Genomic DNA, 25,474 nt, shown 5'->3' on the forward strand with positions numbered 1-25,474 from the left:
TGAGCATCCGCGAGTCCGGCATGGGCTCCACCCACCGATCAGCCGCAAGAGGCTCCCCGAGATCCAAGCCCGCCGCCGTGCCAGGCGCGGGCTCGGCCGGGATAGCGCGCCGCTTCGCTGCCCGGAGCATGTCCAGACACATGTTGGTGGCAATCCGGTACACCCATGTCTGTAAGGACGCCCGCCGCGGGTCGAAGGAACCACGGGAAGCCATAACCCGTATCAGCGTGTCTTGGACTGCGTCGTCGGTATCCGCCGCTGACCCCAACAACCGATAGCAGTACCCCGTCAGTGGCCCACGTAGTTTCTCGAGTTCCTCGTCCCAAAACCTGACGTCGGCATCCACGTGGGCATCCACTCCGGCATCGTTGCACATCGCGTTGTGTACCGCTCCCATGATTGCGCCGCCGAGGGCGCCACCGCGGTTCCGCAGAACAGCGCAGCGGGCAGGTCAGGCGGGATAGATCGGCGGCATCCGGGTGGAGTTTGCCGAGGGAGTTCATCGCCTCGGCAGTGTCGGCGGCGCCGAGTAGGAGCCGTGCTTTGTCGGCCATCCGCGGGTAGCGCGCCGGGAATTCGATGGGAGTGGTGGTTCCTCCGCGCGAGCGGTATTGGCGGCAATCCGTCGGACCCGGGCAACGTCAGCCTGAACACGATGCTCACCGAGATCTCCAAGGCTGGAGGTGGTCTGCGCAGTCGGGGTACCGGGTGATCTGTTCGCCGATCCTGCGCCTCGGGCGGTAGGTAGCCCAGCAGTCCTCTGGCCGACCTACCGGCCGCGTTGAACGACATGATCGCTGGGTTCGAGGCCGCCGGTATGGGCGCAACCGCGGATGCAATTACCGACGGACGTCGAGGATGTGCTCGACGTGAGCGAAATAGTCGAGTAGATCTCCGATTTCGGCCAACGGTACGCCCGCCCCGGCCAGGGCCCGGACCTGAACCAGCCGCAACAATTCTGCGGATCGGTATCGGCGAGAGCCGGAGCTGTCGAATTCGGGTTCGTCGACCAGCCCACGCTGATGGTAATGCCGCACCATCGTCACCGTGACGCCGGCGAATGCCGCCGCCTGGTCGATCGCGAACCCTTCCAGCGACGTTCCGCGGGACATGCCATCCCCTCTCATGCTACTCGGTCATACAGACTACCGGTATATAGTAGCACCGAGTAGTGGCCTCGCAAGGCCCACTACTGTGTGATACAGTCTAGTGGTAGTCAGTACCACTGACTAGCTTGGTCCGATGAAGGAGGCGGCGACGGACAACTTGACGGAGATGCTGAAGGGGACGCTCGAAGGGTGCGTCCTCGAGATCATCGATACCCAGGAGACATACGGATACGCCATCACACGGCGGCTGAATGAACTCGGTTTCGCGGACGTCATCGAAGGGACGGTCTACGCCATCCTGGTTCGGTTGGAGAAGAACGGTCTGGTCGATGTTTCGAAACGACCTTCCGAAGTCGGTCCGCCGCGCAAGTTCTACGCGCTCAACGATGCAGGACGCAAAGAACTCGCAACATTCTGGGAAAAATGGGGATACGTCTCAGCGCGCATCAATCAGCTCAAGGGAAGTGAGAAATGAACTTCTGGGAGACGATTACCGGCAGCGACCTCACCAGGGCATACAAATCCTTCGATGCTCGGGCCAAGACCCTGCGTGCCGAGTATCAAGTGGCGTGGGAGGAGATCAAGACCCATCTTTCGCCGTACTCGGGCTTCACGGGTCGCAACTTGATGCCGATTCTCGATGGCGCCCTGGGGCTGCTCGAGGAAACAGCGTCAGATGGTCAGAGTGTCCACGAAGCGCTGGGCGACGACCTGAAAGGTTTCTGTGCGGCGATCGCCGGCGAAGAAGGATCCAAACATTATCGGGACAAATGGCGCGAGCAGCTGAACGACAACGTCGCCAAGAAACTCGGTCGGCTAGGAGGATAGAGTGGGCATTCGCGACATCATCGAAGGCAAGCGGGAGTGGCGGGTACACATGGCGCGGGTCAAGGCGCTTCCACCCGATTATCAGATCGTCTACAAGGAGATTCAAAAATACTTCTTCAAAATCGGACCAGTCGAGCTGGTCGACGGAAACTTGCTCTCGGGAATTGTCGATTTCTTCGAGGAGGGAGTCGCGGCCGGCAAGGGAATTCTGGAACTCATCGGCAATGATGTCGCGGCTTTCTGCGACAGCCTGATAAAGAACTCACGCACCTACGCCGACATTTATCAGGAGTCCACCGGAAAGGACGTCGGCAGCGGAATAAAATGACCCCCTTTTCTCCGGTCGGGTTTCTGGCCGCCGGTACGCCCGCGGGCTCGGGCCGCGGCCAGGCCGTCGCGGGGTGCGTTCACTCATCAGCGCGTGCTCGAATTCGGCTATCGCGCCGAGGATCTGGAAGAACAGCTGATCGCGGGTCGAGACCCGCCCATGGCCGATTCGCATCGGATGCGACTTTCTCGCATCCGATGCTGAGCGGGCGGAGGGCTGGTGATCGAGTTGATAGTGCCTCCGCGTGCGGATCGGCGGCGTAGCGTCGATCACTGCGCCACAGCGGCAGCGGCCGGATCCGATGCGACGAGAAGGTGGTTTCAGAGCTTGAACTGACAGGACGGGAGTGTGTCATGCCAGACAAACCCAACATCGTGTTCATCATGTCCGACGATCTCGGGTCGGCATCGAGTTTCACCGGCACTCAGGGGGTCAACACTCCTCATTTCGACCGGGTGGCTCGTGAGGGAATGTTCTACTCCCGTTGCTACGCGACCGCGCCCACATGTGCTCCGTCGCGCACCGCGATTTTCACCGGGATGTACCCGACGGAACTCAATGCGCAGCACCACCACTCCGAGCCGGACTTTCCGGACTATGTCAAGCATTTGGCCGAGCATTTGCGTGCGGGCGCCGGCTACTACACCGCGAACGTCGTGAAGACGCCCGACAAGTACCCGTTCATCACCATCGGCAAGCGGGACTACTGCTGGTCGCGTCAGCACGACCCGTCGATCTACGACGGCGACGACTACGCCGAACTCAGCACGCATCAGCCGTTTTTCGCCGAATTTCAGATCTTCGAACCACACGTGCCACACCACTCGCTGCAGCGCTACGCCGCTGAAGGGCTCGGCGTGGACCCCGAACAGGTCGAGCTACCGCCCTACTACCCCGACACCACCGAGACGCGCCGGATCTGGGCCCGCTACCTGTGCGCGGTACAGGTATTCGACGCCAAGGTCGGCATGGTGCTCGACATGCTGGAGGGCGACGGCCTGCTCGACGACACCATCGTCGTCGTCCTCACCGACCACGGCCGCGACATGCCCCGCGCCAAGTGCTCGCTCTACGACGCGGGAATCCATGTGCCACTGGCGATCCGGATTCCTGCCAAATACCGGCCCGCCGATTATGCGCCCGGCACCATCTCCGATCGGCTGATCAGCGGAGTCGACATCGCGCCGACCATGCTGTCACTGGCCGGAATCGACCCACCGCCCTTCCTCGCCGGAGCACCCTTCCTGGGCTCCCGGGCCCAAGTCCGCCCACTGGCATTCGCCCACCGCGACCGAGTGCTCACCCACATCGACCGCATGCGAGCGGTCACCGATGGCCGCTACCACTACATCCGCAACTACATGCCGAATCAGCCGGCCATCCCCGCGGCGGTACTCCGCACCGATCTCGAGGTGATGACCGACGACATGGCGCTGGAAATGCTGCGGCTACGGGCCGAGGGCCAGCTCACTCCCGAGCAGGAGGATGTGCTCGCCGAAGTCCGTCCCGACGAGCAGCTGTTCGACAACGAGTCCGACCCGCACCAGCTCCACAACCTCGCCGATGACCCGCAATACCTGCCGATCCTGCGTCGCATGCGCACCGCTTTGCAGCTGTGGATCGCCCAGACCCAGGACAAAGGATTCCTGCCCGAGCCAGCGGAAGCCGCCCAGAAGGGCGCCTGGGCCGTGCCGCTGTGGCAGCAGGTGACCAAGGGTGAATACGACGTCGAGGACTACGGCGTCTACGATCTGCCCGCCAGCCCCGAGTTCGCCCAGATGTTCCAGTGACCCAGACCGCGCCGACCGGGCCGGCACTCATCGTCACCAGATGCCCGACCACAGCGTTCTCTGCGCTTTGCAAGTAGGGATCGCCGAAACCCATCGCCTGGTGGTGGGTCAGCCAGTGGCGACGCTGGCGTTCGCGCACGATCTGCGGCTCGAAACTGGCATCGCGATCACGCGGCACGTCGATTTCCACCGGCCCGATATGGCCGCCGAAACCGATTCGGCCGGAAAGCCTTTCGAGGTGGTGCCGGTGCCCGCTCCGCGAACGCCGCTGGGCGAGGACGGCTTCGTCGATGACGGCCATATCGACCACTACGTGTGCCATGGCGCGGCCATCCTGTGCGGATTCGACGACCGCAATGACGCCGAGGCCGCGGCCGTGCCGGCCGATGTCCATCCCGGCCGCGTCATCGTGACGGTCGACGCGCGGGAGATCTTCGCGCGCGGGGGCGGCATCCACTGCATCACCTGGAACGAGCCCTTGCCCGCGCGCTGACAACTCGGCTGGCGCGCCAGAATGGCGATCGCGGGGGCCCCGATTCGCCGGAGTGTAGCGAGCGGGACCGTGAACGTACCCACATACTAGAAACAGCAACCCTCAGGTTATCTCCAGGAATACTCGATGTTCAGCAAGGAGTTCTCGTGCCTGTCATCACTCGCGACGTCGTGATCGTCGGCGCCGGGCCGTCCGGCCTGACCGCCGCCACCGAACTACACAAGACCGGTCTGACCGTAGCCGTGCTGGAGGCTCGTGATCGAGTCGGCGGACGCACCTGGACCGGCGACATCGAGGACGCGATGATCGAGATCGGCGGTCAGTGGTTGTCCCCGCATCACACCGCCGCCCTGGAGCTGGTCGAGGAACTCGGCCTGAAGACCTTCTCCCGCTACCGCGACGGCGAATCGGTCTACCTGGCCGCTGACGGCACCCGGCAGCAGTTCACCGGCGATGTCTTCCCCGCGCCCGCCGACACCGCCGCCGAGATCGATCGCCTCATTCAGCTGCTGGACGGGCTAGCCGCCGAGGTCGGCGCGGAGCAGCCGTGGGCGCATCCGCTTGCGGCCGAACTGGATTCGATCCCGTTCAGCCTGTGGCTGGAGCGGCAGTCCGACAATGACCACGCCCGGGAGACGGTGGCTTTCTTCGTCTCCGGAGCCATGCTGACCAAGCCCGCACACACCTTCTCGACGCTGCAGGCGCTGCACATGGCCGCCGCGCAGGGGTCCTATACCGCGCTGGCCACCGACACCTTCATGCTGGACAAGCGGGTCATCGGTGGCATGCAACAGGTTTCGCAACGCCTGGCCGCCGCCATCGGCGACGATGTGCACCTGAATTCGCCGGTGCGGAAGGTGCAATGGTCCGAGACCGGCGTCAGCGTCTTCGCGGACGGCGATCTGGAGGTGCGCGCCGACCGGGTGGTGCTGGCGGTGCCGCCGAATCTGTACTCCTGCATCAGCTTCGATCCGCCCATGCCGCGTCGTCGCCAGCAGATGTACCAGCACATGTCGTTCGGTTTCGTGGTCAAGGTGCACGCGGTATACCCGACCCCGTTCTGGCGCGCGAAGGGCCTGTCCGGCACCGGTTTCAGTGATACCGACATCGTGTCGGAGATCTACGACAACACCAACCACGACGCCGCCAACGGCGCGATGGTCGGCTTCATCGCCCACGAGCAGGCCGACGCCGTGTTCGAGATGAGCCCCGCCGAGCGCCGGCAGGCCGTGCTCGACTGCCTGGTCCGCTACCTCGGCCCCGAGGCCGCCGACCCGGTCGTCTACTACGAATCCGACTGGGGCGCGGAGGAATGGACCCGCGGCGCCTACGGCGTCAGCTTCGACCTGGGCGGCATGACCCGCTACGGCCGCGACCACCGCGACCCGGTCGGCCCGATCCACTTCTGCTGTTCGGACCTGGCAGGGCACGGCTTCCAGCACGTGGACGGCGCGATCCGGATGGGCCGCCGCGCGGCCGCCGCCATCGTGGCCGAACGCAGCCTCGTGTAGCCGCACTGTCCCTCGTCACCGGTCTGTTCCTGGGTGTGCGGCGGCTCCGGGCCGGACGTCGCACACCGATATCGAACAACGCCGCCAATCACGTGGAGTTCGTGGCTCGATGCACCCGCCCTCGTCTTCTCCAGCGAGGAGTGGGACAGCTTCCTGCACAGCGAAATCCGGCGGTCCCGGCGCGCGTCACAAAACCAGTGTTCGCGTATGGATTCGATCGCGCAGGCTCACTCCTCGTCGCCCTCCAGCCTCGCCCGCACGGCTTCCATGCGTTCGGCCAGGGCAGCCTCATCGATGACATTTCTGGCGATCAGCGAGTGCGCCAGCGCGACGAGCTGATTCTCTGGGAACGGCAGTGTCTTGTACACCTCATTGGAGAGGCGGTCCTCCTCGAGGCGGCGCGTGAGAAGTGGCAGTACCGTACCTTCCCTGTCGAGTGCGTCGCACATCCCGTCGAGACTTGATCTCCATGGCGGCACAGGATTGGCGACGCCGTACTTATCGGCCATCCGCGACCACACCTGTCCGCGAGTGACGATCTGCTCCAGCGTCCGCACTCGGACATTTGTGACGTCGTCTTCGGTCGGCATTGCTCGGCCTCTCGGAGTCAGTGATTCTCGGCCGGGTGGGTTGCAGGGTGCACGGGGCGGTCGACATTCACTGTCACGCCGGGCTTGGGAAGGGCGACGCCGATCAAGCAGTCCCGCGTCGCGATCGCTGCGAGCTGCTCCTCGGTCCAGCCCTCCGTTCCATCCGGCCGGACCGGCAGCACCATGAACCTGTGCTTGGAATTGGAGTCCTCGACTCGGATCTCGATGTCTTCTGGAAGGAAGAGGCCGAACTCGGCGAGAACCTGGCGCGGCCAGCGCACCAAGCGGCGGCGATAGTTCGGCGTCCGATACCACTCGGGCGAGTTTCCGAGGATCGGACGCGGATAACACGAGCACAGGGTGCACACGATCACGTGATGCAGCGTGGGCGTGTCCTCCAGCACGTGCAATGCCGTGAAATCGCTGGGCGTCCCGAATCCGGTCGGTCGCAACCAGTCGATTCCCACCTCCAGACAGGCGGCGATGGGATCCTCGAGCATCAACCGCTTGAAATCGGGATCGATCCAGGCTTTGGCGACGAGCCGGGCGCCAGGCGCCGGGTCCAGCTGTTCGACGAACTCCGTATAGGTCCGGTGATCCTCGGCGGTGAACAGCCCTTTCTCGATCGCCAACTCGCGCAAGGCGATCTCCAGCACCTCGAAGTCGGTGACCTCCTCGACCATCGGCGCCGCGTGCTGTTCCGAACTGTCGTGACCCGTCTCGCCATTCGCCGTCATGCGGATTCCTCTCGATGATCGCGGGCCTCGGTTCGCTTCGGCTGCAGCCACGTTTCCGAGATCTCCGCCTGCAGCGTGTCGTTCGGACAGCCCGTATACGGCTCCCACAAATCGGTCATCTTGAACCGTACGATGTAGAACCACTCGGGCTTCTGATCCTCGCGGTCGAACGCCTCGTCTTCCAGTATCAGGCTCTCGTAGGACACTTTGACGACCGTGCAGGGCTTCCCCCGCAGGTACTCCTGGGTGCGTGTGTAGAAGATCGTCGGCAGATCCCGCACGCGCACCGCATCGCCCGCCGCGAACCGCGGGGCGCCGGCTGTGCCGGCGAAACACTGCGGATCGCCTTTGCCGGCCGCCTCCGTGTGATGGCGGTTCCGGGCCACGGCCTCCCCGTCGCCGGTGGTGCGAGGCACGGCTTCCAGCGGAGCGTTGTCGCCGCCGGCGCAGCGTTCCCGAACCTCGCTTACCCGCTCGATCAGCTCACCGAGCGTGATGTGACGCTTGTCGATGAGGCAACGGGCAGCCGCCAACACCCAGCGTCCGTAGTACGGAAACCCGAGATATGCCATGCGCCCGACGTCGACATTGCCGAGCCGTCGACGTTCTTCGGACGTCCAAATCCCCCGCCAGCCGAGAACCTCACACGTCACGAACGTGTTGAGTTCCCACTGCTCTTCCTCTTTCTCCTCGAACGTGGCCGGGGCATCCGGTTCACCGCCGACATCGTGCGGCGTCTTCATATAAGCCCTGAAGAGGGCGCTATCGATCTCATCCGGGTAAGCCCAGTCCTGAAGCCGATGAAACCCGAGCCGCAGCTGACTGACCAAGTCCCCCATGACTGAATTGGCCACGGCCTCACCTCCGCGTGGATCGGCAGCAAAATCACAGCAATCTGACTGTAGCGCCGATGGAACCTCGCCGGAACCGATCACCACCTCCGCCCCGCCCGGCCCCGGAACACGCACCGAACACCCCCGGGGGGTAGAGCTGGTCTAAGCCGGACTGGTCTCGGTTGATGGGGTGTGTTCGCTGCGCCAGATTGCGGATTGGCCCGAAAGCCTGGGGTGCGCGGGCTGCGGGTGCTGTTGGAGTCGATCGAAGCGGTCCAGGTCGTGCATCGGCACGAGGCCGGTCAGGGTGAAGTTCCAGATCTGGCCGATGAGATTCCCTGCGGTACGCCGGGTTTCCGAGCGGGTCGCGTAGCGGCGAGCGATGGTCAGGAAGTCTTCGGGTTCGACGCCGGCGACATCACGGACATGGGTGGTGGGGCCGCCCACCTCCCAGGTTCCCAGTGCGGCCTCGAGCGCGTAGTGGCGCAGGCCGGACTCCAAGTACAGGTCGAAGCCGAGTCGTTTCGCGTTCACGCGCACGGCCTTCATGAGCATCCGTGGGGGAACCTCGATGTGGCGTACCCGTCGGCCCAACGCCTCACCCACGGCGTCGCCGATCTCTGCTCCGGTTAGCAGCGTGGGCCCGGTCGGGCGGTAGGCCCGACTGTCGTGACGGTGCGGGTCGAGTAGCGCGCCCACCGCAACCCGGGCGATGTCTTCGTTGGAGGGGGGCGCGTTGCGTCCGCCCCCGGTCGGCGCGGGCAGCACGCCCAGCTGGGCAGCCACACCGATGAACTGCAGGTAGTTGTCGGCGAACCAGCCGGGGTCGACCGCGACGTGGGCGGTATCGGGTAGCAGCTCGAACAGCTTGTCGATCAACCAGTGCTGGCGGGTCATCAGCGAGGGATGCTCGGGGCTGGCCAGCCACTGCCCCAGCGCCACCACGGCCTCGACGCCCGAGCGCCGCGCGGCCACGGCGAAGGAGACCGCACTGTCGAGTGCATGGGGGTGGTACGGGGGGTTGAAGAACAGCCGGTCGACCCCGTCCATCACGGCCTGTACCCGCTGGATATCGAATATGTCGGCGACGACCGTTTCGGCGCCCAGGGCCCTCAGCCGTGCGCTGCGCGCATCGTCGCGATGCACCAAAGCCCTTGTCGGCACGCCCTTCTCCAATAATTGAGCGGCGACGGCGCCGCCGATCTTTCCGGTGGCGCCGGTTACCAGCACGCGAGTGGTCGTCATCGGAGTTCCTTTCCGGGTTTGTGTCTCGGTTCGTGGACCTTCGGCTGCAACAAAGTTGCCACTGGTCACATCCCTCAGTGTGGGGCGAGATGTGACCATTGTCAACATGGGGGTGGCGTGGCAGCCTGAAAGCCATGAGCGGCACCCACCAACGCCGAGCCGTGCGGGGGCGACAGCGAGCCGCCGCGGCGGAAGTCCTACCACCTGCGGCGCGCTCGCGGCCGGGGTGATGACAGTGGCGCTAGCGGCGAGGACGACGCCGGCGACCCATTCGAGATCCTGGGTCAGGTACTGGACCAAGCCCAAGCCGCCGGTGTCATGGGCTGAAATCTCAACGACGTTGCAAATCAACATTTTTGAAATAGGCGGAGCCGCAAGCCGCCGCCGAGTGTCTCGCGGCGAACATCGTCGTAGGACCAGATCAGGAATCGGACGCAACGGTCTTCTTCGGTCCACTCGAATCGGTAAACCGAAAGGTCTTGCGACGCACGGAATCCCCCTGATCAGCGGATTTCGATTCCTTACCGGTAGATCCACGTGCTGCTCCGCGACACGCGACCTTTTCCGGATCGGACAGCGGCATGCGTGCGCACGCGACGATACACTCCGGTTCGGCGCCGCTGCGAACGGCGACTTCACCGGGGTGTTGCCGTTCATTCCGTGCCAGGGTGCAGAATCGGTGAAACCGAAATATTTTGGCGCATTTGCCCTTTGACGGAAAAGTTCCTGATCGAGCCGAAACCTATAGCTGGGTATGCTGGTTCCAGCGACCGCTCCCCGACCCTGCCCCCGGCTCGCCAATTCGTCACAGTGGCGTATTAATCTGGACTGCCCGGATGGTGGAATGTGTTGCCATCAGGGCGAACTCGCTGCCGGATCGGGTCTTTCGGTGTTGCGAGACGGCAGGCGACTCGATGTATCCCGACCTCGCCTCGCAGCAAGCCCCGGGATGGGCCTTACCCCGGCGGTTCGGTGTGCCGGATGCCTCGCCAGCCCAGCGGGAGTTGGACGCGGCCTGCCCGGATATCACCGATGAGGTGCGCGTAGCCGTCACGAACTTCGCCGAGATGGACCCACGCGGAGTGCCGAAGCTCCTCGCAGTCGCTGTGCAGCACCGTCCACCATGCCTCGGCGTAGGTCTTCGCCACATGGCTGATCACCTCGCCGAAGGTGTGGGTGTGGCGGCGGGCGCACCGGCCGTGGCGCATAGTGGACGCGGCCCAGGAGTTGATCTTGTCGATGACCTTCGCGATATCCGCGCACAGCGCCGCCTCGGTGACCTCCGGTGCATTCCGCTGCGGATTCACAACCGCCGAAATCAGCGCGGCGTGCAGATCACCGAGTTCTCTCGCCCACGTGATGAGCGGGAACGGCTCGGCGAGCCGCCCGGCGATCGCGGCCAATAGCTGATCCGGCGACAGCAGAGATGCCGCGTCCGTCGCCTGATCCCCGCACGCCGCTACACCCGCATTCATGGGTGACCACACGTGGCGCTGCCAGAGAAGCCGGTCATGCGATGTGTTCTGAGGCTCGTCGCTCAATGACGGCCTCGGGGGGATGGGCGTGTTGATACATGGGCGGTAGGTCAACTTTTCGAGATGAATGGTTGATGCAGAGAACGCGCCGCTGCGACTCGGGGCATAATGCTAATAGTGACTGCGCGCTCAGTCAACGACTGATCGAGCAGGCGGTCGGTGCGAGGGTGTCCGGAAGATTGGACGAGGAGGGGCGGGATCAGTGAGTAGACGTGCGGCGGGACCGGGCAAGTCGGGCGCGATTCTCGATATTTTCACGCGCCATGTCGCCGAGAAGGGCTACGACGGAACGAGTTTCAGTGGCGTCGCAAGCGAGCTGGGCATCTCACAGGGCTTGATCGTGCACCATTACGGCACGAAGGCACGGTTGTTGGAAGCTCTGCATGTTTCCTACATGCGGCGCCGTATCGATGAGGCGGAGCGAATTGTGTCGACCTTCGCCACACCGCCCGAGCAGCTGTCCGGGCTGTTGCACGCGGCCATGCTGTATCAGGTGCACGACCGAAATGGGACCATCGCATTCCAGCGCGAGGTCGCGCGACTGGCGCAGGAGGATGAGGATTCCGAAGGGCGCAAGCTGCGGAGGCATTACATCGGAATCCTGCTCGGCGTGCTGGACGCGGGTATCGCATCCGGCGACTTCCGGCGCGTCGATACCAGCATCCGGAGCCTGCTCATTTTCGGTGCCGCGCAATGGGCGTGGACGTGGTTCGAGCCGGAAGGGCGCAGATCTGCCGAACAGGTCGGTGCCGAACTGGTAGATCTCACTCTCGGATCTCTGTTGGTGGACAGGGCATCGCTGCCGCGCCTCAGCGATCCCGAAGGCCAGATCGTCGCAACGGTGATCGGCATCATCTCCACTGCACCGGAGGCGTCTCGAGCAGCGTTGGAGGAATGACCAGGGTCGACCTGAACCATTCGGAGGTGGGGCGGCTCGGCAGGGCTAGTCGAGGCGCGTGGCGGTCACGGCCCACACGGGCAGGTGCACCCGATTGTCTTTCAGCAACGGCCCAATGACCTGGAGTTGTTCCAGCATCGGCTTCATCCGATCGGCCCATCCAGAGTCGTCGCTCATCTCCTTGGTCATATAGGTGAACGTCTCCGGGCTGAAGTTGCCCTGGTAGGTGGTGGTTCCCAGGTGGTCGAGGCGCCACCCGGCCGCGGGAAGCACGCGGTCGAAATTCTCGGCCGGCAAACCTTCGAGCTGCAGGCCGTTGACGTTGTGGCGGCCGAATTCGAACATGAACAGTCGCGCCCCGGGTCTGGTGGCCCGGTGCAGGGCCTGCAGGTACCGGGTCTGGGTTTCTTCGTCGTCGAGGAACACGTGGTAGAACGCGCTGTCGATGACGGTGTCGAACCGGTCCTCCAAGCCCTCGAGTTTGGTGGCGTCGGCCACCTCGAAGTCCACCGTCACCCCGGCGCGCTCGGCGTTGCGCTTGGCCCGCTCGATCGCCGACGGCGACGCATCGATACCGGTGGTCGGGTAGCCCTTGGATGCGTAGTAGATCGCGTGATGTCCCGGGCCGGTTCCGGGGTCGAGCACCTCGCCCCGCACGGCGCCGTAGGCCACCAACTGCTGCACCACCGGCTGTGGGCCGCCGATGTCCCAGGGGATCAACGCGGGAGCACCCGGTTCCGATGACGCGTCCCGGTACAGCGCTTCGAAGTCCGGCTGATCGTCGTGGTTCGCTTCCCTGCTCATGACTCCTCCTTCTATTGCGGACGGGCAACACCTGAAGGGTCGTGCTGGCGATGAGACCAATGGTTCCGATGGTGGCGGATAAGTTCTCGGATGCTCAGTTTAGTTGGTGGACCACCGACGCTTGCTCGGTGCTGTTGTTCGTTCCGCTCGGGTGCCGAACGTGCTGATCTGGCGAAATGAAATCTTTTGACGTATTTGGCTTTTGGCGGAACTTCCGGGTCGAGCCGAAGTCGCCGATCATGGCCCGGCTGTGTGCCGGTCGCCTCTCGCCCCTCCGGCTGCCGCCGGTCCCCCAACCCGCGGGTCCCGGACATTATTACGTCACAGTGACGCAATAGGGTGGACTGGCTGGATGGTGGAAACTGTTGCCGCCAGGGCGAACTGAGCCGATGTGGCCGTCCGGCACACGGGAGGCCACGTGACGGGCAGTCGGTCGAGCCGGTACCCGACGGCGGCCATGTTGTCGTGTGGTGTCGGCGATGTGGGTGGGGTGATCACGTGATCCGGTCGCCACTCCCCTGTGTTGATGGTCGGCCGACCAGGCATCCCTCCAGTCGGTTGGTTCGTGTTGCTGAGAGTTCCGCTCAGTGGGACACGGGCCGGTCGTGGGCCCGAGGACTGGGCTACTGTCCGGTTGGTTCGATGATCAGCATCACATTCCGGGTAGCAGGGCTATGAAACTGACGTATTTGCTGTGGGGGGCCGAATTGAAGACAAGCCTGCATGATGGCGAACTGCGGCAGGCCCTGGCCTACTGCGGCGTCAGCGAACTGCAGGTGAATATCCGTGACGAGTATGTCGCCGCGGCCGAGCTGTGGATGTGCACCTATGACACGCCCGTCGACGCCGTGGTGACGCTGCGTGGGGTCGAGGATCCCGATCAGATCACCGCTCTGCTTCGGCCCCTGGCCGATCGGCTCGACGGATTCGTCGTCGACGAGCTCACCCCATTGCGCCCGCCCCGCACCGACAGCGGTGTCCGCGCCGACGCATTGGCGCGCATTGCGGTGATGAGGATTCCGCCGGGGATGACTCGCGCGCAGTGGCTGGAGAACTGGATCGGCGACCACACCCAGGTCGCGCTGGACAACCAGGCCAGTCTGGGCTACATCCAGAATCCGGTGCTGGGCTCGATCACCCCCGACGGGCGGGTCGACGCCGTTGTCGAGGAACTGTTCCCGATGGCCGCGATGTCGGATCCACACGCCTACTGGGGAAGTGGTGGTGACGACGCCGAACTCGAGCGCCGCTGCACCCGCATGCTCGACAGCATCGCGCGCTTCGGCGCCGACCGCGACCTCGACGTCATCCCGACCAGCCGCTACGTCTACTCCCTGCGCTGACCGGTCCGCCACCGGCGCGGGATGCCCTGGCCGGCAAGCGATTCCGGTGCGGAGCGGTATCAGAGGGGCGTGGTGAGGATGGTGTAGGCCAGGGCCGTGAGTACCGCGCCACCCCAGCAGGCGCACAGGAGTTTCAGCCACAGTGGCGCGCGGGCGATCTCCATGTAGGAGCCGTACCGTGAGGTCGCCCAGGATGAACCGCCGGCTCGCCGGGCACGTGCGGCGCGGGCCGTGCGCGTGGGGCGGGTGCCTCGGTGGTCACGGTCACGCGGGTTGCCCGATCGCGGTGGGTGCGGGGCCGGCGGTGAGGCGGTTCTTCACGATGGGCCGCAGGATGAACGGGGTGGCGGCGAGGAACACGACAGCTCCTCGCGGTCGATGAGGACGCCCGGGTTGAGGATCCATGCGGGGTCGAGGGCGTGTTTGGTGGCGCGCAGGGCGGTGGCGAACGGGCCGGGTCGTTCCCGGTCGTACCAGGGCCGGTGGTCGCGGCCGACGGCGTGATGGTGGGTGATGGTGCCGGAGTTGGCGGAAATGGCTTCGGAGACAGCGGTTTTGATCTCATCCCACTGTTCGACGGTGCTTCCCCACCGGCCGGCGGCGTACACGCCGAAGTAGGGTGCGGGCCCGTCGGGATAGACGTGGGTGAACCGGCAGGTCAGCACGCCGGTGACGCCGGTGGCCCGGAACGCGTTGGCGGCCGCGGTCTCGATGGCGGCGCGCAGCTGCTCGAATCGGTCCCAGGTGCAGGCGGTTTCGAAGGTTTCGGTGATCATCGACTGAGCGGCGAGGGCATCACGCTGGTAGGGCATGCGCAGGAACGACGAGCGCCAGGTGTCGGAGGGGTCGGCATCGGATGCCGTGGTAGGTGCCTCGTCGCGGGTGCGGCCGCCGAACCCGGCGCAGATCTCGACGGCGCGGCGTCGGGCATCGTCGACGGGGTGGTCGGCGGATTCGAATCCGAGGACCAGGACTCCCCCGGCGGCGAGGACTCCGGCGTTGAGGAATGCTTCGGCGGGGTCGAGCAGCCGGCAGTTGGCCGGGTTCAGCCCGGATTGCGCCAGGGTGCGGGTGGCGTCGACGGCGGCGCGGTAGTCGTCGAACAGGACCGAGGCTTTCGCACGCCAGCGGGGCCGATCCTGCAGCCGCATCCACGCTTCGGTGATGACGCCGAGGGTGCCCTCCGAGCCGAGGAACAGGCGGTCGGGGGCGGGTCCGGCGCCGGAGGCGGGTAGCCGCCGCGATTCGCTGACCCCGACGGGGGTGACGACGCGCATCGATTCGAGCAGGTCGTCGATGTGGGTGTAGAGGGTGGCGTAGTGTCCGCCGGCGCGGGTGGCGAGCCAGCCGCCGAGGGTGGAGAACTCGAACGATTGCGGGAAGTGTCGCAGGGTCAGGTCGTGGGGTCGCAGCGCGGATTCCAGTGCGGGCCCGAGGATTCCGGCCTGGATGCGGGCGGCGCGGCTGGTGCGGTCGATCTCGAGGACCTGGTCGAGCGCGGTGAGGTCGAGTGCGACGCTGCCGGGATAGTCGTGGCAGTCGCGGGGTTCGACGCCGCCGACGACCGAGGTGCCGCCGCCGAAGGGGATGACGGCGAGTCCCGCGGCGGCGCACCAGTCGAGGACGTCGACGACGTCCTGGTCGGTGCGCGGCCGCACGACCAGGTCGGGGACGTCGCCGATGCGGCCGAGCAGGTTGCGCACGATGTCGCGGAAGGCCTGGCCGTGGCCGTGCAGGACACGGTCGGCGGTGTCGTAGGAGGCGAGCCCGGCCAGCGCGCGCGGGGCGCGGGTGCGGGGTTGCGGGATCGGGAGTGCGGTGAGCTCGGGTGGCTGGTGGATGGTGAGGTCGGCGTCGGGCAGCAGGGTCGCTATCCGCCGGGTGAGTGCGGTGCGTTCGGCGCCGGTGACGGCGTCCTCGACGGTGCCCCATCCCCACCACGATCTGGTTGTCATGGTCGTATCCTCCACTCGCCACATTAATGACTGATGGGTAAATTACTACCTGGTCAATAATGGTGGCGGCAAGAGGCAACATCGCGGACACCGCTGCGCGGCCACCGGATTCGGGTCAGGCGAACGCGGCGATGAGCCGGCGGGTCCGGGCCGCCATCTCCGCCCCCGGCACCTGCGGATGCCGCTGCCACCAGTGGATCAACGCGGTCACCGCGCCGATCCACACCTCGGTGAACGCCGCGAGATCCACCGGATCGGTGATCTCACGCGCCGCCATGAACGCCGACATGCCACGCGCGGCCTGCCCCTCGATCCGCGCACGCGCCGCGTTCGCGGCCTCCGCGGCCGGACCGTCGGCGGGATGACTGCGATCCAGCAGCACATTCCAATCGTGCGGGTGGTGCTCGAGCGCGCCGAAGATCGCCAGCAGCGTCTGCTCGGCCATGCTCAGATCCGCGGTCCCCGACAGCACCGGCTCGATCGCCTCGGTGACCGCCCGGGCGGCCCGGTCCACGCAGGCGGCATAGAGTCCGTCCCTGGTGTCGAAACAGGTGTGCACCAACGTCTTCGACACCCCCGCCTGCTTGGCGACGGCCGCCATCGACAGACCCGCGTAGCCGACCCGCGCGATCTGTGCGGCGGTGGCGTCGAGGATCTGCTCCTCGCGTTCGGCGCGCGGCACATTCTTGCTGCCCGCGGTGCGTGCCATGTCAGCCCTTCCCGGATGCGGCGGTCACGACAGTGCCGTGATCAGGCGGCGGCTGCGCGCGATCATCGCCGCGGCGGATTGTTCGGGATGGCGGATCCACCACGACACCAGCGCGGTGACCGAGCCCATCCAGATATCGGTGAACACCGACAGATCCTGTGGATCGCCGACCCCGCGCGCCCGCATGACCGCGCCCGCCCCGTGCGCGGCCTGCGCGGCGATCCGCCGGCGCGCCACCCGGGCGGCGTCCGCGGCCGGACCGTCGGCGGGATGACTGCGATCGAAGAGCACATTCCAGTAGTACGGGCGATCCTCGAGGACACCGAAGATCGCAGCGAGGGTGTTCGCCGCCATCTCCAGCTCGGCCGGACCGGCGATGACGGTGTCGATCGCGTCACCGATCGCCGCGGCGGCCCGCTCGACACATGCCGCGTACAACTGGTCCTTGGTGCCGAAGTAGGTGTACACCAACGGTTTCGACACTCCAGCCTGGGCGGCGACCTCACCGGGATTCAACCCGGCATACCCGACCACGGCGATACGTTCGGCGGCGATGTCCAGGATCTGGTTCTCCCGCTCGGCGCGCGGCACACCCTTGGTTCCCGCCGTACCCATTCCACCGTCCTCGGTTACACACCCTGTCGTCAGCAACTTACCGAACCGGCGAACACGCCCGGCCCACCCGCTGCGCGCGCCGGGAACCGGGCGGACCTGCCGGGGCCGGCCCGCGACGTGGTCTGCCTCGCCGGCTCTCACGCGTGCCGTGATGGACGCCGGGTGGCGGCCGATGAGTGGAAGCTGTTGCCGCCGAGGAGAATCGGTGGTTGCGGAGCCGGCGGCGCACGGGCTCGGGACGCGAGGACCGGCACACCGCTGCCGACCTCCGCGCGCCCGCCCTGCGCGGCGATCCGCCGACGCGCCACCCGAGTGGCGCTCCAGCGCGACCCGGACATGAGCGAGCCCCCTCCTGTCCGGAGGGGGGTTCACTCACGCCGTCCTGTCAGCGGATGGTGCCCGCGCCCGGGATCAGCGGCAGGTCCAGTGGCGTGACCCAGCCCGGCGGCAGGGCGTTGACCGCGGGCACGGCGTTGAGGGCGCGCATGCCGGTCGCCAGGCACCCGGCCACGGCGGGGGTGCGGCCGGAACCGTCGGTGAAGCGGAACGAGGTCTCCTGCGAGATCGACGGGCTGCCGAGGATGTCGACCCGGTAGACGTCGTCCTTGGTACCCGCGGGCCAGTCCGGGGCGGCGTCGAGGCCGATGCGGTTGACGTGTTCGAGGGTGATGACCTCACGGCCGCGATACACGCCGTTGATGGTGAAGCGGATCGCGGCGACCGTACCGGCCTTGATGATGCCCTTGGCCGAGGGCCGGTCCTCGGGCGTCACCCACTTGTCCCAGGTGGTGGTGATGGCGTCGAGTTCGATCCCGGCGGCGGTGGCGATCATGGGAACCGTTGCGCCCCAAGCCATCACAAGCATATCGGGGTGCTCGAGCAGGGCGGTGAACTCGGGCGGGTGGCCGATCCCCATCTCGAATTCGTAATCGCCCTCGTAGTCGGTGTAGTCGAGCAGCTCGGAGGCGCGTACGGATTCGACCTCACCGCACAGGCCCATCAGGGTCATGGGGAACAGATCGTTCGCGAAGCCCGGGTCGATGCCGGTGGTGAAACACGACGCCCCGCCGGCCGCACACGCCTCGGTGATGGGGTCGCGCCAGACCGCGGGCAGCTTGTCCATGTGCGGCCACACCCACGGGGTCATGGCGGTCGAGCACACGTCGATGCCCGCGCGCAGGAACGACCCGATGACGCGCATGTTCTCCTCGGCGAACGCCGCCGTCGGCCCGTAGTGCACGACCGCGTCCGGGCGCAGCGCGATCAGCTCCTCGACCGAATCGGTCGCGAGCACACCGGTTTTCGCGGCCCCGCACAGGTCCCCCGCGTCCTTGCCGACCTTGTCCGGATTGCTCACGCCGACCCCGACCAGGTCGAACAGCGGGTGGCGCAGGATCTCGGCCAGCACCATGGACCCGACCACGCCGGTCCCCCACAGCACGATGCGCTTGTTCACGGTTGCTCCTGTACTCATCGGTGGAACTCGCCGCAGTCGACGGTGAGCATCTGGCCGGTGACAGCGGTGGCGAGATCACTGGCCAGGAACAGGGCCGCGCGCGCGACCTCCTCGGGTCCGGCGAGGCGGCCCAGATCGGTGGGTGCGGCCTTCTGCCGGTAGATGTCGTCGTGAGTGACCCCGGCCTGGCTCGCCAGCCAATCGAAGTAGGCCTTGTTGATGTCCTCGTACACATACGACGGTGCGACGGAATTGACGCGGATGCCGCGCGGCCCGAGCTCGGTGGCCAGCGACGAAGCCAGGTGCGCGAGTGCGCCTTTGGACAGTTTGTAACCCGAGTACTCCGGTTGCGAGCTGTAGGACACGCACGAGTTGAGCATGATGACCGACCCGCGCGAGCGCTCCAGCGCGTCGGCGAAGAGCGCCGACAGTCGCAGCGGCGCGAACACATTCGTCTCGTTGGCGTGGCGCAGCGCCTCCACCTCGATCTGGGTGATCGGGTACATGGGCGGGATGGCGAAGGCATTGTTGATCAGGCAGTCGACCCGGCCCAGTTCGGCCAGTGTGGTCTCGACGAGCGCGGCGCGCTGGGACTCGTCGGTGATATCGGTCCTGGCGACCACGGCGGCGCGGCCCAGGGCGCGGACCTCGTCGGCGTATTCGTGCAGGCGTTTCTCGGTGCGTCCGGCCAGCACCAGATCCGCGCCCACGGCTTCGATGCTGAGCGAATGGCCCAGGCCCGGTCCGACGCCGGAGACCACGATGACCTTGCCGGCCAGCAGCGGCACCGGCTGATAGGTGTCGGCGGGGGTGACCTGCGGGGCAGCTGACACGACTCCTCCTCGAGTCCTCAGCGGTTACAGAATGTAACGACTTTGATGTGACAGACTGTATCGACTCCTGCCCGCAGCGACAAGGACGGATTTCCGTGACCACACGCCACCGGCTGGGCCCGCACCGCGACCCCGCGGTGGACGCCGCTGTCCTCGACGCCACCCGCGCCCTCGTCGTCGAACAGGGCTACGGCGCCACCTCCATCGACGCCATCGCCGCTCGCGCCGGCGTCAGCCGCCCCGCCATCTACCGGCGCTGGCCCTCCAAGGCCCACCTCATCGCCCAGGCCGTGTTCCCCGACGTCGGATCCGCGGTCGTCGCACCCGATCTGCTCGCCGAGATCCGCAAGGTCATCGGCGGCACCATCCAGCTGTTCGGATCTGCCGAAACCCGCGCCGCCATGCCCGGACTCATGGCCGAGATGCGCCAGGACTCGGGCCTGTACGAGAAGCTGTCCGCCCGTCTGGACACCCCCACCCGCGACGAGCTCGCCGACTACCTGCCCGGCGACGCCGAACGCCCGGGCCTGGATCCGAACACGGTGCTCGACACCATCGCCGGAGCCGCCCTGTTCGCCATGTGCATCCGCGACATCGACGATCTCGACGGATTCGCCGCCTCCCTCGAGGACCTGCTGCTCTACGGCATCCTGGGGACCCGTCCCGCCGCCGAATGAGCCGGTGCCGCCTCACGTCTCGGCGAGACCGACACCGAGCATCGGGGCCAGGGAGTCGAGCAGTGCCCGGCGTTCGACCACTTTGCCCTCGGCCACCCGCAGGAAACTCGTGAACCTGCCCCTACGCCGCCCGTCGGAGCGAATTTCGGTGGGCGGAACGGTCTTTCGGCGGTAGCGTGCCCGCCATGGCGGCGAAGAGCAACAGCTATCTGGATCAGGTCGTGGCACAGCAGGCCGAGCTGGAGGAGGATCTGCAACCTGCCTCCATGCGGCGGATGCGGCGGAGCGCCCCGCCGGCGGCGAGCGCGCCGAGCCCGTCGGGTGCGCCGGCCAAACCCGCGGGACGGGTCGGCCCCACCCGCGAGCACACCCCGCAGGGCCCGGTGGAGGTGCGGGTCACCGGATTCTGGCGCTGGCGGACCGTGCTCGTGCCACCCAACGCGTTCGTGGTCCACACCCGCCGCGGCGCGGCCGAGCCGCGGCACATCGGGCTCGGGGTGTCGTTCCGGTTCAACCCGGCCACCGACTCGTATCTGGTGGTGCCGGGAGCGATCCAGACGATCCTCATCAACGCCTACTGCATCTGCCGCGAACTGCAGGGCGTCCTCGTGCAGGGCTACGTGCAGTGGATCATCGACGATTTCGCCACCGCCTACCGCAAACTCGACTTCTCCGACCCGCAGGACCCGATGCGGCTGGTCAATGTGCAGCTGCGCGAACAGGCCGAGGCCGCGATCAAGGACAAGGTGTCCACCATGGCGGTGCGCGATGTGCTCTCCGACAAGCAGCCCATCATCGAGGAACTCACCGCCCGCCTGCGCACCGTCGCCGAAGGCGCGGGCGAGGCCGGGGCGCGCGGCGGCCACGGGCTCGGCCTGTCCATCGTGACCGTCCAGATCAAGGAGGCGGTCGTCTCCTCCAACACGCTGTGGGAGAACCTGCAGAAGCCCTACCGCAGCGAACAGAACCGGGTCGCGCGCCTGGCCGAACTCGATGCCCAGGAAGCGGTTTCGACCCGCGAGGCCGCCGCCGTCCGCGCCGGGGAGGAACGCCGTATCGAGAACGAACGCGAACTGGCCGAACTGCGCGCCCGCAACGACGCCGCCCGCTTCGACCGCGAATCCACCGAACGACTGCGCCGCACCGCCCGCGAGCACGACGTCGACCGCGAGGTCGCCGACCTGGCCCAGCAGACCGCCCTGCACGCGCTGCGCCTGGAACGCGACAAGCACGCCGAACAACTCGAGAACGCCCGCCTGCAGCAGGAGCTGCGCCGCCTGCAGCTCGAGGCGGAACTGGCGCTGGCGCAGGCCAAGACACGCGCCGCGCACGAGGCGGCGCTGCTCGACCTCGACCGCGAACGCGTCGGCATCGACAACGCCAACGCGCGCACCGACACCACCGTGCACGCGCAGCTGATCGAGACCCTGCCCGCCATCGTCACGGGCCTGCCCGCTCCCGCCGAGCTGAAATCGGTGCAGATCGGCGGCGATACCACCGGATTGGCGGGCGTGGTCGCGCAGGTCAGCGAGATCGTGGCCGCGCTGCGGCCCACCCGGGACTCGTGAGCTGCCGCATTCGGGCCCGCGACACCCACTCCGCGCCTTACCGTCTGAGAAGGCTTCGATGGTGAGTGGATCGAGAATTGTGATGAGCGAACCGAATACGTCCCCTGCCGCATTCCAGGCGACCGCCGCGATCGACCCCGGCGCGGTCGCGGTCCGCGATATCGGCGGCACCCAGACCCTGACCTGGGCCGACTACGCCACGCAGGTGCGCGAGGTCGCCGCGGGCCTGGCCGCGCTGGGGGTGGGGCGCGGGGACACCGTGGCGTTCATGATGGCCAACCGCGTCGAGTTCTACCCCCTCGAGGTCGGCGCCCAGCACACCGGCGCCACCTCGTTCTCGGTGTACAACACGCTCTCGGCCGAACAGCTGCACTACGTGTTCAGCAACGCCGGCAACCGGGTCGTGCTGTGCGAGGCCCAATACGTCGACCGCATCCGCGCCTGCGGGGTGCCCATACAGACCATCGTGTGCGTCGACGCGCCCGCCCCCGGAACGCTGACCGTCGCGCAGCTCAAACAGTTGGGGCGCAACGATTTCGACTTCGACGCCACCTGGCGGGCGATCCGGCCCGACGACATCGTCACCCTCTGCTACACCTCCGGCACCACCGGCAACCCCAAGGGCGTGGAGATCTCCCACGCCAACCTCGCCTTCGAATGCCGCGCCTACGCCTCGGTCATGCCCGTCGAGTTCGGCGACCGCATCACCTCGTTCCTGCCGACCGCGCACATGGCCGACCGGGTCACCAACCTGTACCTGCACGAATACTTCGGCACCCAGATCACCGTCGTCCCCGACCGCACCCAGTTGGCCGCCGCCCTGGCCGACGTGCACCCCACCATCTGGGGCGCGGTCCCGCGCGTGTGGGAGAAACTCAAAGCGGCCGTGGAATATTCGGTCACCGCCGAAACCGACCCCACCCGCCGCGCCGCGCTCACCTGGGGGCTCGAAGTCGCCGCCCGCAAAGCCGACGCCCAGCTGGCCGCGCAGCCGATCGACGCGGCCCTGGCCGCTGAATGGGACAAAGCCGACGCTGCGGTACTGGGGCCGTTGCGCGCCGAACTCGGCCTGGACCAACTCAAATGGGCGCTGTCGGGGGCCGCGCCGATCCCGCCGGAAACCCTCGGATTCTTCTTCGGCCTGGGCATCCCCATCTCCGAAGTGTGGGGCATGTCCGAACTGACCTGCATCGTCAGCGTCTCCCCGCCCGCCGAAGCCCGCCTCGGCACCGTCGGGCGGCTGCTGCCCGGACTGGAATCCAAGATCGCCGACGACGGCGAGTTCCTGGTCCGCGGGCCCCTGGTCATGCGCGAATACCGGCACGAACCCCAGAAGACCGCCGACGCCCTCGACCCGGACGGGTGGCTGGCCACCGGCGACATCATCACCTGCGACGCCGACGGCTACCTGCGCGTGGTCGACCGCAAGAAGGAACTCATCATCAACTCCGCCGGAAAGAACATGTCCCCGGCCAACATCGAGAACACCGTCAAAGCCGCCACCCCGCTCATCGGCGCCCTGGCCGCCATCGGCGACAACCGCGCCTACAACACCGCTCTCATCGTCCTCGACGCCGAATCCGCCGCACCCTACGCCGCCCAGCACCGGCTGCCCGACGCCTCGGCGGCCGCCCTGGCCGCCGACCCGGGCGTGATCGCCGAGATCGCGCGCGGCGTCGCGGCCGGCAACGCCAAACTCTCGCGCGTCGAACAGATCAAACGCTTCACCATCCTGCCCACCTTCTGGGAACCCGGCGGCGACGAGATCACCCTCACCATGAAACTGCGCCGCACACCTATCGCCCGCAAATACGCCACCGACATCGACCGCATGTACACGCCCGCCCTCACCGACGGCGTTCACCAACCCGCCACCACACCCTGACCCACACCGGTATCCGATCCGGCCGTCTCCGCACCCCGTCGCGGAGGCGGCCGGATCGTGTTCGCACCGGGCCTGATTCGTGACCGGTCCGGATCCCGCCCGCGCGGAGGGGGATTCGGGCCGGCGCATGCGTATAACCGGGATATCGGTACCGAGCGCCCACGAGCGCGGCGCGACCCGGACACCCCGCGGGTGGTGTGTGTGCCGATCGGGCTCGGCGTCCCCGCCGGACAGGCGACTGCGGCCAGCGTGGCCGTGGTGGCGGGGATCGTGGCGTGCGCAGTACCGGGGCGGGAGGGGAGTCTCGGGCGGCGCCTCGCTCGCGCTCGGGTCGCGTTGCCGGACGGGCGGGCAGAGAACTGACCCCTTCATAACAGAGCACTTGCTCTGTTATGGTCGGTGCATGCCCCGCCCCCGGACCCACGCCCCCGACCTCGTGCTCGACGCCGCCGAGGCCCTGGCCGTGCGGTCCGGGCCCACCGCGGTCACCATCCGCGCGGTCGCCGCCGCCACCGGCGTCTCCAACGGAGCGCTGTACCACACCTTCGGGTCACGGGCGGAACTGGTGGGGCGCACCTGGATTCGGGCCGCCCACCGGTTTCTCGCACTCCAGGCCGCCATGGTCGCCGAGGCCGGGGACGGTGTGGAAGCCGTCATCGCCGCCGCCGAGGCGCCCGCGGAATTCGCCGCCCGCCACCCGATGTCGACCCGGCTGTTCTTCATCGTCCGCCGCGACGACCTGCTCGGCGACGACCTGCCCGAACCCGTCCGCGCCGAACTCGCCGCCACCCAGGCCACCCTCGTCGACCTGATGAAAACCCTCGCCCGCCGACTCTGGGACCGCGCCGACGCCGCCGCCGTGGACACCCTCACCCTGTGCCTGGTCGACCTGCCGACAGCGATCCTGCTCGACCGCGACCGCCTCGCCAATCCCCTTGCCCGCGATCAGCTCCGGGCCGCCGTCCGCGCGGTCCTCGACCTCGGGCCCGCACCCGCACGACCGAGAACATCCTGAGGAAGGACACCCCCATGCCCACACTCACCTACCACGACAAGATCGCCGTCCTGGATCTCGGCGCCGACGAGAACCGCTTCTCACCCGAGTTCCTCGACCAGATCGGTGCGCACCTCGACACCGCCGTCGCCGACGGCGCGCACGCGCTGGTCACCACCGCCTCCGGCAAGTTCTACTCCAACGGCCTGGACCTGGACTGGCTCTCGGCCAACGGTGAACGCGCCGAATGGTATGTGGCGCAGGTGCAGTCGCTACTGGCCCGCGTGCTCACCTTCGAGCTGCCCACCGCCGCCGCCCTGCCCGGGCACGCCTTCGGCGCCGGAGCCATGCTCGCCCTCGCCCACGACTTCCGGGTCATGCGCGCCGACCGCGGCTACTTCTGCTTCCCCGAAGCCGACATCCGCATCCCGTTCACCCGCGGCATGGCCGCGCTCATCCAAGCCAAACTCACCCCCAAGACGGCGGTCGCGTCCATGACCACCGGACGCCGCTTCGGCGGCCCCGACGCCCTCGCCCACGACCTCGTCGACGCCACCACAGACCTCGCCACCCTCACCGACACCGCACTCGGGATGCTCGCCCCGCTCGGGGCCAAGGACCCGGCCACCCTCGGTGCCATCAAGGCCACCATGTTCGCCGACGCCGTCGCCGCCCTGAACAACGCCTGACCCGGCTCACCGGGTGCGGCCGACCGTCGACACCGCCGGCCGCACCCGG

General features: G+C 67.1%; 26 protein-coding genes and 1 pseudogene. 13 read left to right on the top strand and 14 right to left on the bottom strand.

Translation table 11 applies throughout. The features are described from left to right. On the bottom strand, positions 1-397 hold a 397-nt coding region (locus tag ABZ909_RS29030), incomplete at its 3' end, for a sigma-70 family RNA polymerase sigma factor (RefSeq protein WP_357005579.1). A 442-nt stretch (positions 398-839) separates the two neighbouring features. After that, the gene (locus ABZ909_RS29035; RefSeq protein WP_357005581.1) at positions 840-1,112 is read right to left on the bottom strand and encodes a MerR family transcriptional regulator; all 273 of its coding nucleotides are present in this window, start codon (positions 1,110-1,112) and stop codon (positions 840-842) included. Between the two features lie 130 nt (positions 1,113-1,242). Here ABZ909_RS29035 and ABZ909_RS29040 point away from each other — a divergent pair, with 130 nt between their 5' ends. From ABZ909_RS29040 to ABZ909_RS29055, 4 genes are all read left to right on the top strand, one after another. Further along, positions 1,243-1,584, top strand: coding sequence for a PadR family transcriptional regulator (locus ABZ909_RS29040; RefSeq protein WP_357005583.1), 342 nt, complete (start codon positions 1,243-1,245; stop codon positions 1,582-1,584). Then, positions 1,581-1,937, top strand: coding sequence for a DUF1048 domain-containing protein (locus tag ABZ909_RS29045; protein ID WP_357005586.1), 357 nt, complete (start codon positions 1,581-1,583; stop codon positions 1,935-1,937). The genes ABZ909_RS29040 and ABZ909_RS29045 overlap by 4 nt, the downstream gene beginning before the upstream one ends. A gap of 1 nt (position 1,938) precedes the next feature. Beyond that, on the top strand, positions 1,939-2,265 hold the full coding sequence (locus ABZ909_RS29050; RefSeq protein ID WP_357005588.1) for a DUF1048 domain-containing protein: 327 nt from the start codon (positions 1,939-1,941) through the stop codon (positions 2,263-2,265). A 353-nt stretch (positions 2,266-2,618) separates the two neighbouring features. Then, positions 2,619-4,055 carry a sulfatase gene (locus tag ABZ909_RS29055; protein WP_357005590.1) on the top strand — a complete coding sequence of 479 codons (1,437 nt, stop codon included), beginning with the start codon at positions 2,619-2,621 and terminating at the stop codon, positions 4,053-4,055. Between the two features lie 118 nt (positions 4,056-4,173). Here the strand turns inward: ABZ909_RS29055 and ABZ909_RS29060 are convergent. Continuing rightward, positions 4,174-4,308: pseudogene (locus ABZ909_RS29060) on the bottom strand (transposase); the annotation flags it as partial. Between ABZ909_RS29060 and ABZ909_RS29065 the strand changes: the two are divergent. Further along, positions 4,255-4,548, top strand: coding sequence for an agmatine deiminase family protein (locus ABZ909_RS29065; RefSeq protein WP_357005975.1), 294 nt, complete (start codon positions 4,255-4,257; stop codon positions 4,546-4,548). The pseudogene ABZ909_RS29060 and the gene ABZ909_RS29065 sit on opposite strands and share 54 nt — an antisense overlap. 146 nt (positions 4,549-4,694) lie before the next feature. Beyond that, positions 4,695-6,059, top strand: a complete 1,365-nt coding sequence (locus ABZ909_RS29070) for an NAD(P)/FAD-dependent oxidoreductase (RefSeq protein WP_357005592.1) — start codon at positions 4,695-4,697, stop codon at positions 6,057-6,059. A gap of 227 nt (positions 6,060-6,286) precedes the next feature. Here the strand turns inward: ABZ909_RS29070 and ABZ909_RS29075 are convergent, their stop codons facing one another. The 5 genes from ABZ909_RS29075 to ABZ909_RS29095 form a co-directional block, all read right to left on the bottom strand. Further along, entirely contained in the window at positions 6,287-6,649 is a 363-nt protein-coding gene (locus ABZ909_RS29075) for a thiocyanate hydrolase (protein ID WP_357005594.1), read from the bottom strand. Positions 6,650-6,666: 17 nt separating this feature from the next. Next, positions 6,667-7,386, bottom strand: a complete 720-nt coding sequence (gene scnC, locus ABZ909_RS29080) for a thiocyanate hydrolase subunit gamma (RefSeq protein ID WP_357005596.1) — start codon at positions 7,384-7,386, stop codon at positions 6,667-6,669. Then, positions 7,383-8,225 (bottom strand): SH3-like domain-containing protein, encoded by an 843-nt coding sequence (locus ABZ909_RS29085; protein WP_357005978.1) that lies wholly within the window; start codon positions 8,223-8,225, stop codon positions 7,383-7,385. The genes scnC and ABZ909_RS29085 overlap by 4 nt, the downstream gene beginning before the upstream one ends. Before the next feature lie 156 nt (positions 8,226-8,381). Continuing rightward, positions 8,382-9,464, bottom strand: coding sequence for an NmrA family NAD(P)-binding protein (locus ABZ909_RS29090; RefSeq protein ID WP_357005598.1), 1,083 nt, complete (start codon positions 9,462-9,464; stop codon positions 8,382-8,384). 956 nt (positions 9,465-10,420) lie between these two features. After that, positions 10,421-10,939 (bottom strand): hypothetical protein, encoded by a 519-nt coding sequence (locus tag ABZ909_RS29095; RefSeq protein ID WP_357005600.1) that lies wholly within the window; start codon positions 10,937-10,939, stop codon positions 10,421-10,423. Between the two features lie 262 nt (positions 10,940-11,201). Between ABZ909_RS29095 and ABZ909_RS29100 the strand changes: the two genes are divergently transcribed. Continuing rightward, positions 11,202-11,897, top strand: coding sequence for a TetR/AcrR family transcriptional regulator (locus ABZ909_RS29100; protein WP_357005603.1), 696 nt, complete (start codon positions 11,202-11,204; stop codon positions 11,895-11,897). 45 nt (positions 11,898-11,942) lie between these two features. On the opposite strand, the gene ABZ909_RS29105 is transcribed toward ABZ909_RS29100, so the two are convergent. Then, on the bottom strand, positions 11,943-12,701 hold the full coding sequence (locus ABZ909_RS29105; RefSeq protein ID WP_357005604.1) for a class I SAM-dependent methyltransferase: 759 nt from the start codon (positions 12,699-12,701) through the stop codon (positions 11,943-11,945). 674 nt (positions 12,702-13,375) lie between these two features. Here ABZ909_RS29105 and ABZ909_RS29110 point away from each other — a divergent pair. Next, positions 13,376-14,044 carry a hypothetical protein gene (locus tag ABZ909_RS29110; protein ID WP_357005607.1) on the top strand — a complete coding sequence of 223 codons (669 nt, stop codon included), beginning with the start codon at positions 13,376-13,378 and terminating at the stop codon, positions 14,042-14,044. Positions 14,045-14,361: 317 nt separating this feature from the next. On the opposite strand, the gene ABZ909_RS29115 is transcribed toward ABZ909_RS29110, so the two are convergent. The 5 genes from ABZ909_RS29115 to ABZ909_RS29135 all read right to left on the bottom strand — a co-directional run bounded on the left by ABZ909_RS29115 (position 14,362) and on the right by ABZ909_RS29135 (position 19,612). Then, positions 14,362-15,999: an FAD-binding oxidoreductase gene (locus tag ABZ909_RS29115; RefSeq protein ID WP_357005609.1), complete on the bottom strand. Its 1,638-nt coding sequence runs from the start codon at positions 15,997-15,999 to the stop codon at positions 14,362-14,364. A gap of 115 nt (positions 16,000-16,114) precedes the next feature. Beyond that, positions 16,115-16,708 (bottom strand): TetR/AcrR family transcriptional regulator, encoded by a 594-nt coding sequence (locus tag ABZ909_RS29120; protein WP_357005612.1) that lies wholly within the window; start codon positions 16,706-16,708, stop codon positions 16,115-16,117. A 24-nt stretch (positions 16,709-16,732) separates the two neighbouring features. After that, positions 16,733-17,323: a TetR/AcrR family transcriptional regulator gene (locus ABZ909_RS29125; RefSeq protein ID WP_357005614.1), complete on the bottom strand. Its 591-nt coding sequence runs from the start codon at positions 17,321-17,323 to the stop codon at positions 16,733-16,735. Positions 17,324-17,708: 385 nt separating this feature from the next. Then, positions 17,709-18,734: a dihydrodipicolinate reductase gene (locus ABZ909_RS29130; RefSeq protein WP_357005981.1), complete on the bottom strand. Its 1,026-nt coding sequence runs from the start codon at positions 18,732-18,734 to the stop codon at positions 17,709-17,711. A gap of 59 nt (positions 18,735-18,793) precedes the next feature. Beyond that, on the bottom strand, positions 18,794-19,612 hold the full coding sequence (locus ABZ909_RS29135) for an SDR family oxidoreductase (RefSeq protein WP_357005617.1): 819 nt from the start codon (positions 19,610-19,612) through the stop codon (positions 18,794-18,796). Between the two features lie 95 nt (positions 19,613-19,707). Here ABZ909_RS29135 and ABZ909_RS29140 point away from each other — a divergent pair, with 95 nt between their 5' ends. The 5 genes from ABZ909_RS29140 (at position 19,708) to ABZ909_RS29160 (ending at position 25,425) form a co-directional block, all read left to right on the top strand. Next, on the top strand, positions 19,708-20,289 hold the full coding sequence (locus ABZ909_RS29140; protein WP_357005620.1) for a TetR/AcrR family transcriptional regulator: 582 nt from the start codon (positions 19,708-19,710) through the stop codon (positions 20,287-20,289). Positions 20,290-20,474: 185 nt separating this feature from the next. Then, positions 20,475-21,857, top strand: a complete 1,383-nt coding sequence (locus ABZ909_RS29145; RefSeq protein ID WP_357005623.1) for an SPFH domain-containing protein — start codon at positions 20,475-20,477, stop codon at positions 21,855-21,857. A gap of 82 nt (positions 21,858-21,939) precedes the next feature. Further along, positions 21,940-23,742 (top strand): fatty acid--CoA ligase FadD11, encoded by a 1,803-nt coding sequence (gene fadD11 / locus ABZ909_RS29150; RefSeq protein WP_357005626.1) that lies wholly within the window; start codon positions 21,940-21,942, stop codon positions 23,740-23,742. 403 nt (positions 23,743-24,145) lie between these two features. Then, positions 24,146-24,757 (top strand): helix-turn-helix domain-containing protein, encoded by a 612-nt coding sequence (locus ABZ909_RS29155; RefSeq protein ID WP_357005629.1) that lies wholly within the window; start codon positions 24,146-24,148, stop codon positions 24,755-24,757. Between the two features lie 14 nt (positions 24,758-24,771). Beyond that, positions 24,772-25,425 carry an enoyl-CoA hydratase-related protein gene (locus ABZ909_RS29160; RefSeq protein WP_357005632.1) on the top strand — a complete coding sequence of 218 codons (654 nt, stop codon included), beginning with the start codon at positions 24,772-24,774 and terminating at the stop codon, positions 25,423-25,425. Positions 25,426-25,474 lie beyond the last annotated feature (49 nt).

It is taken from the genome of Nocardia sp. NPDC046763, assembly GCF_040645495.1.
Classification (GTDB): Bacteria; Actinomycetota; Actinomycetes; order Mycobacteriales; family Mycobacteriaceae; genus Nocardia.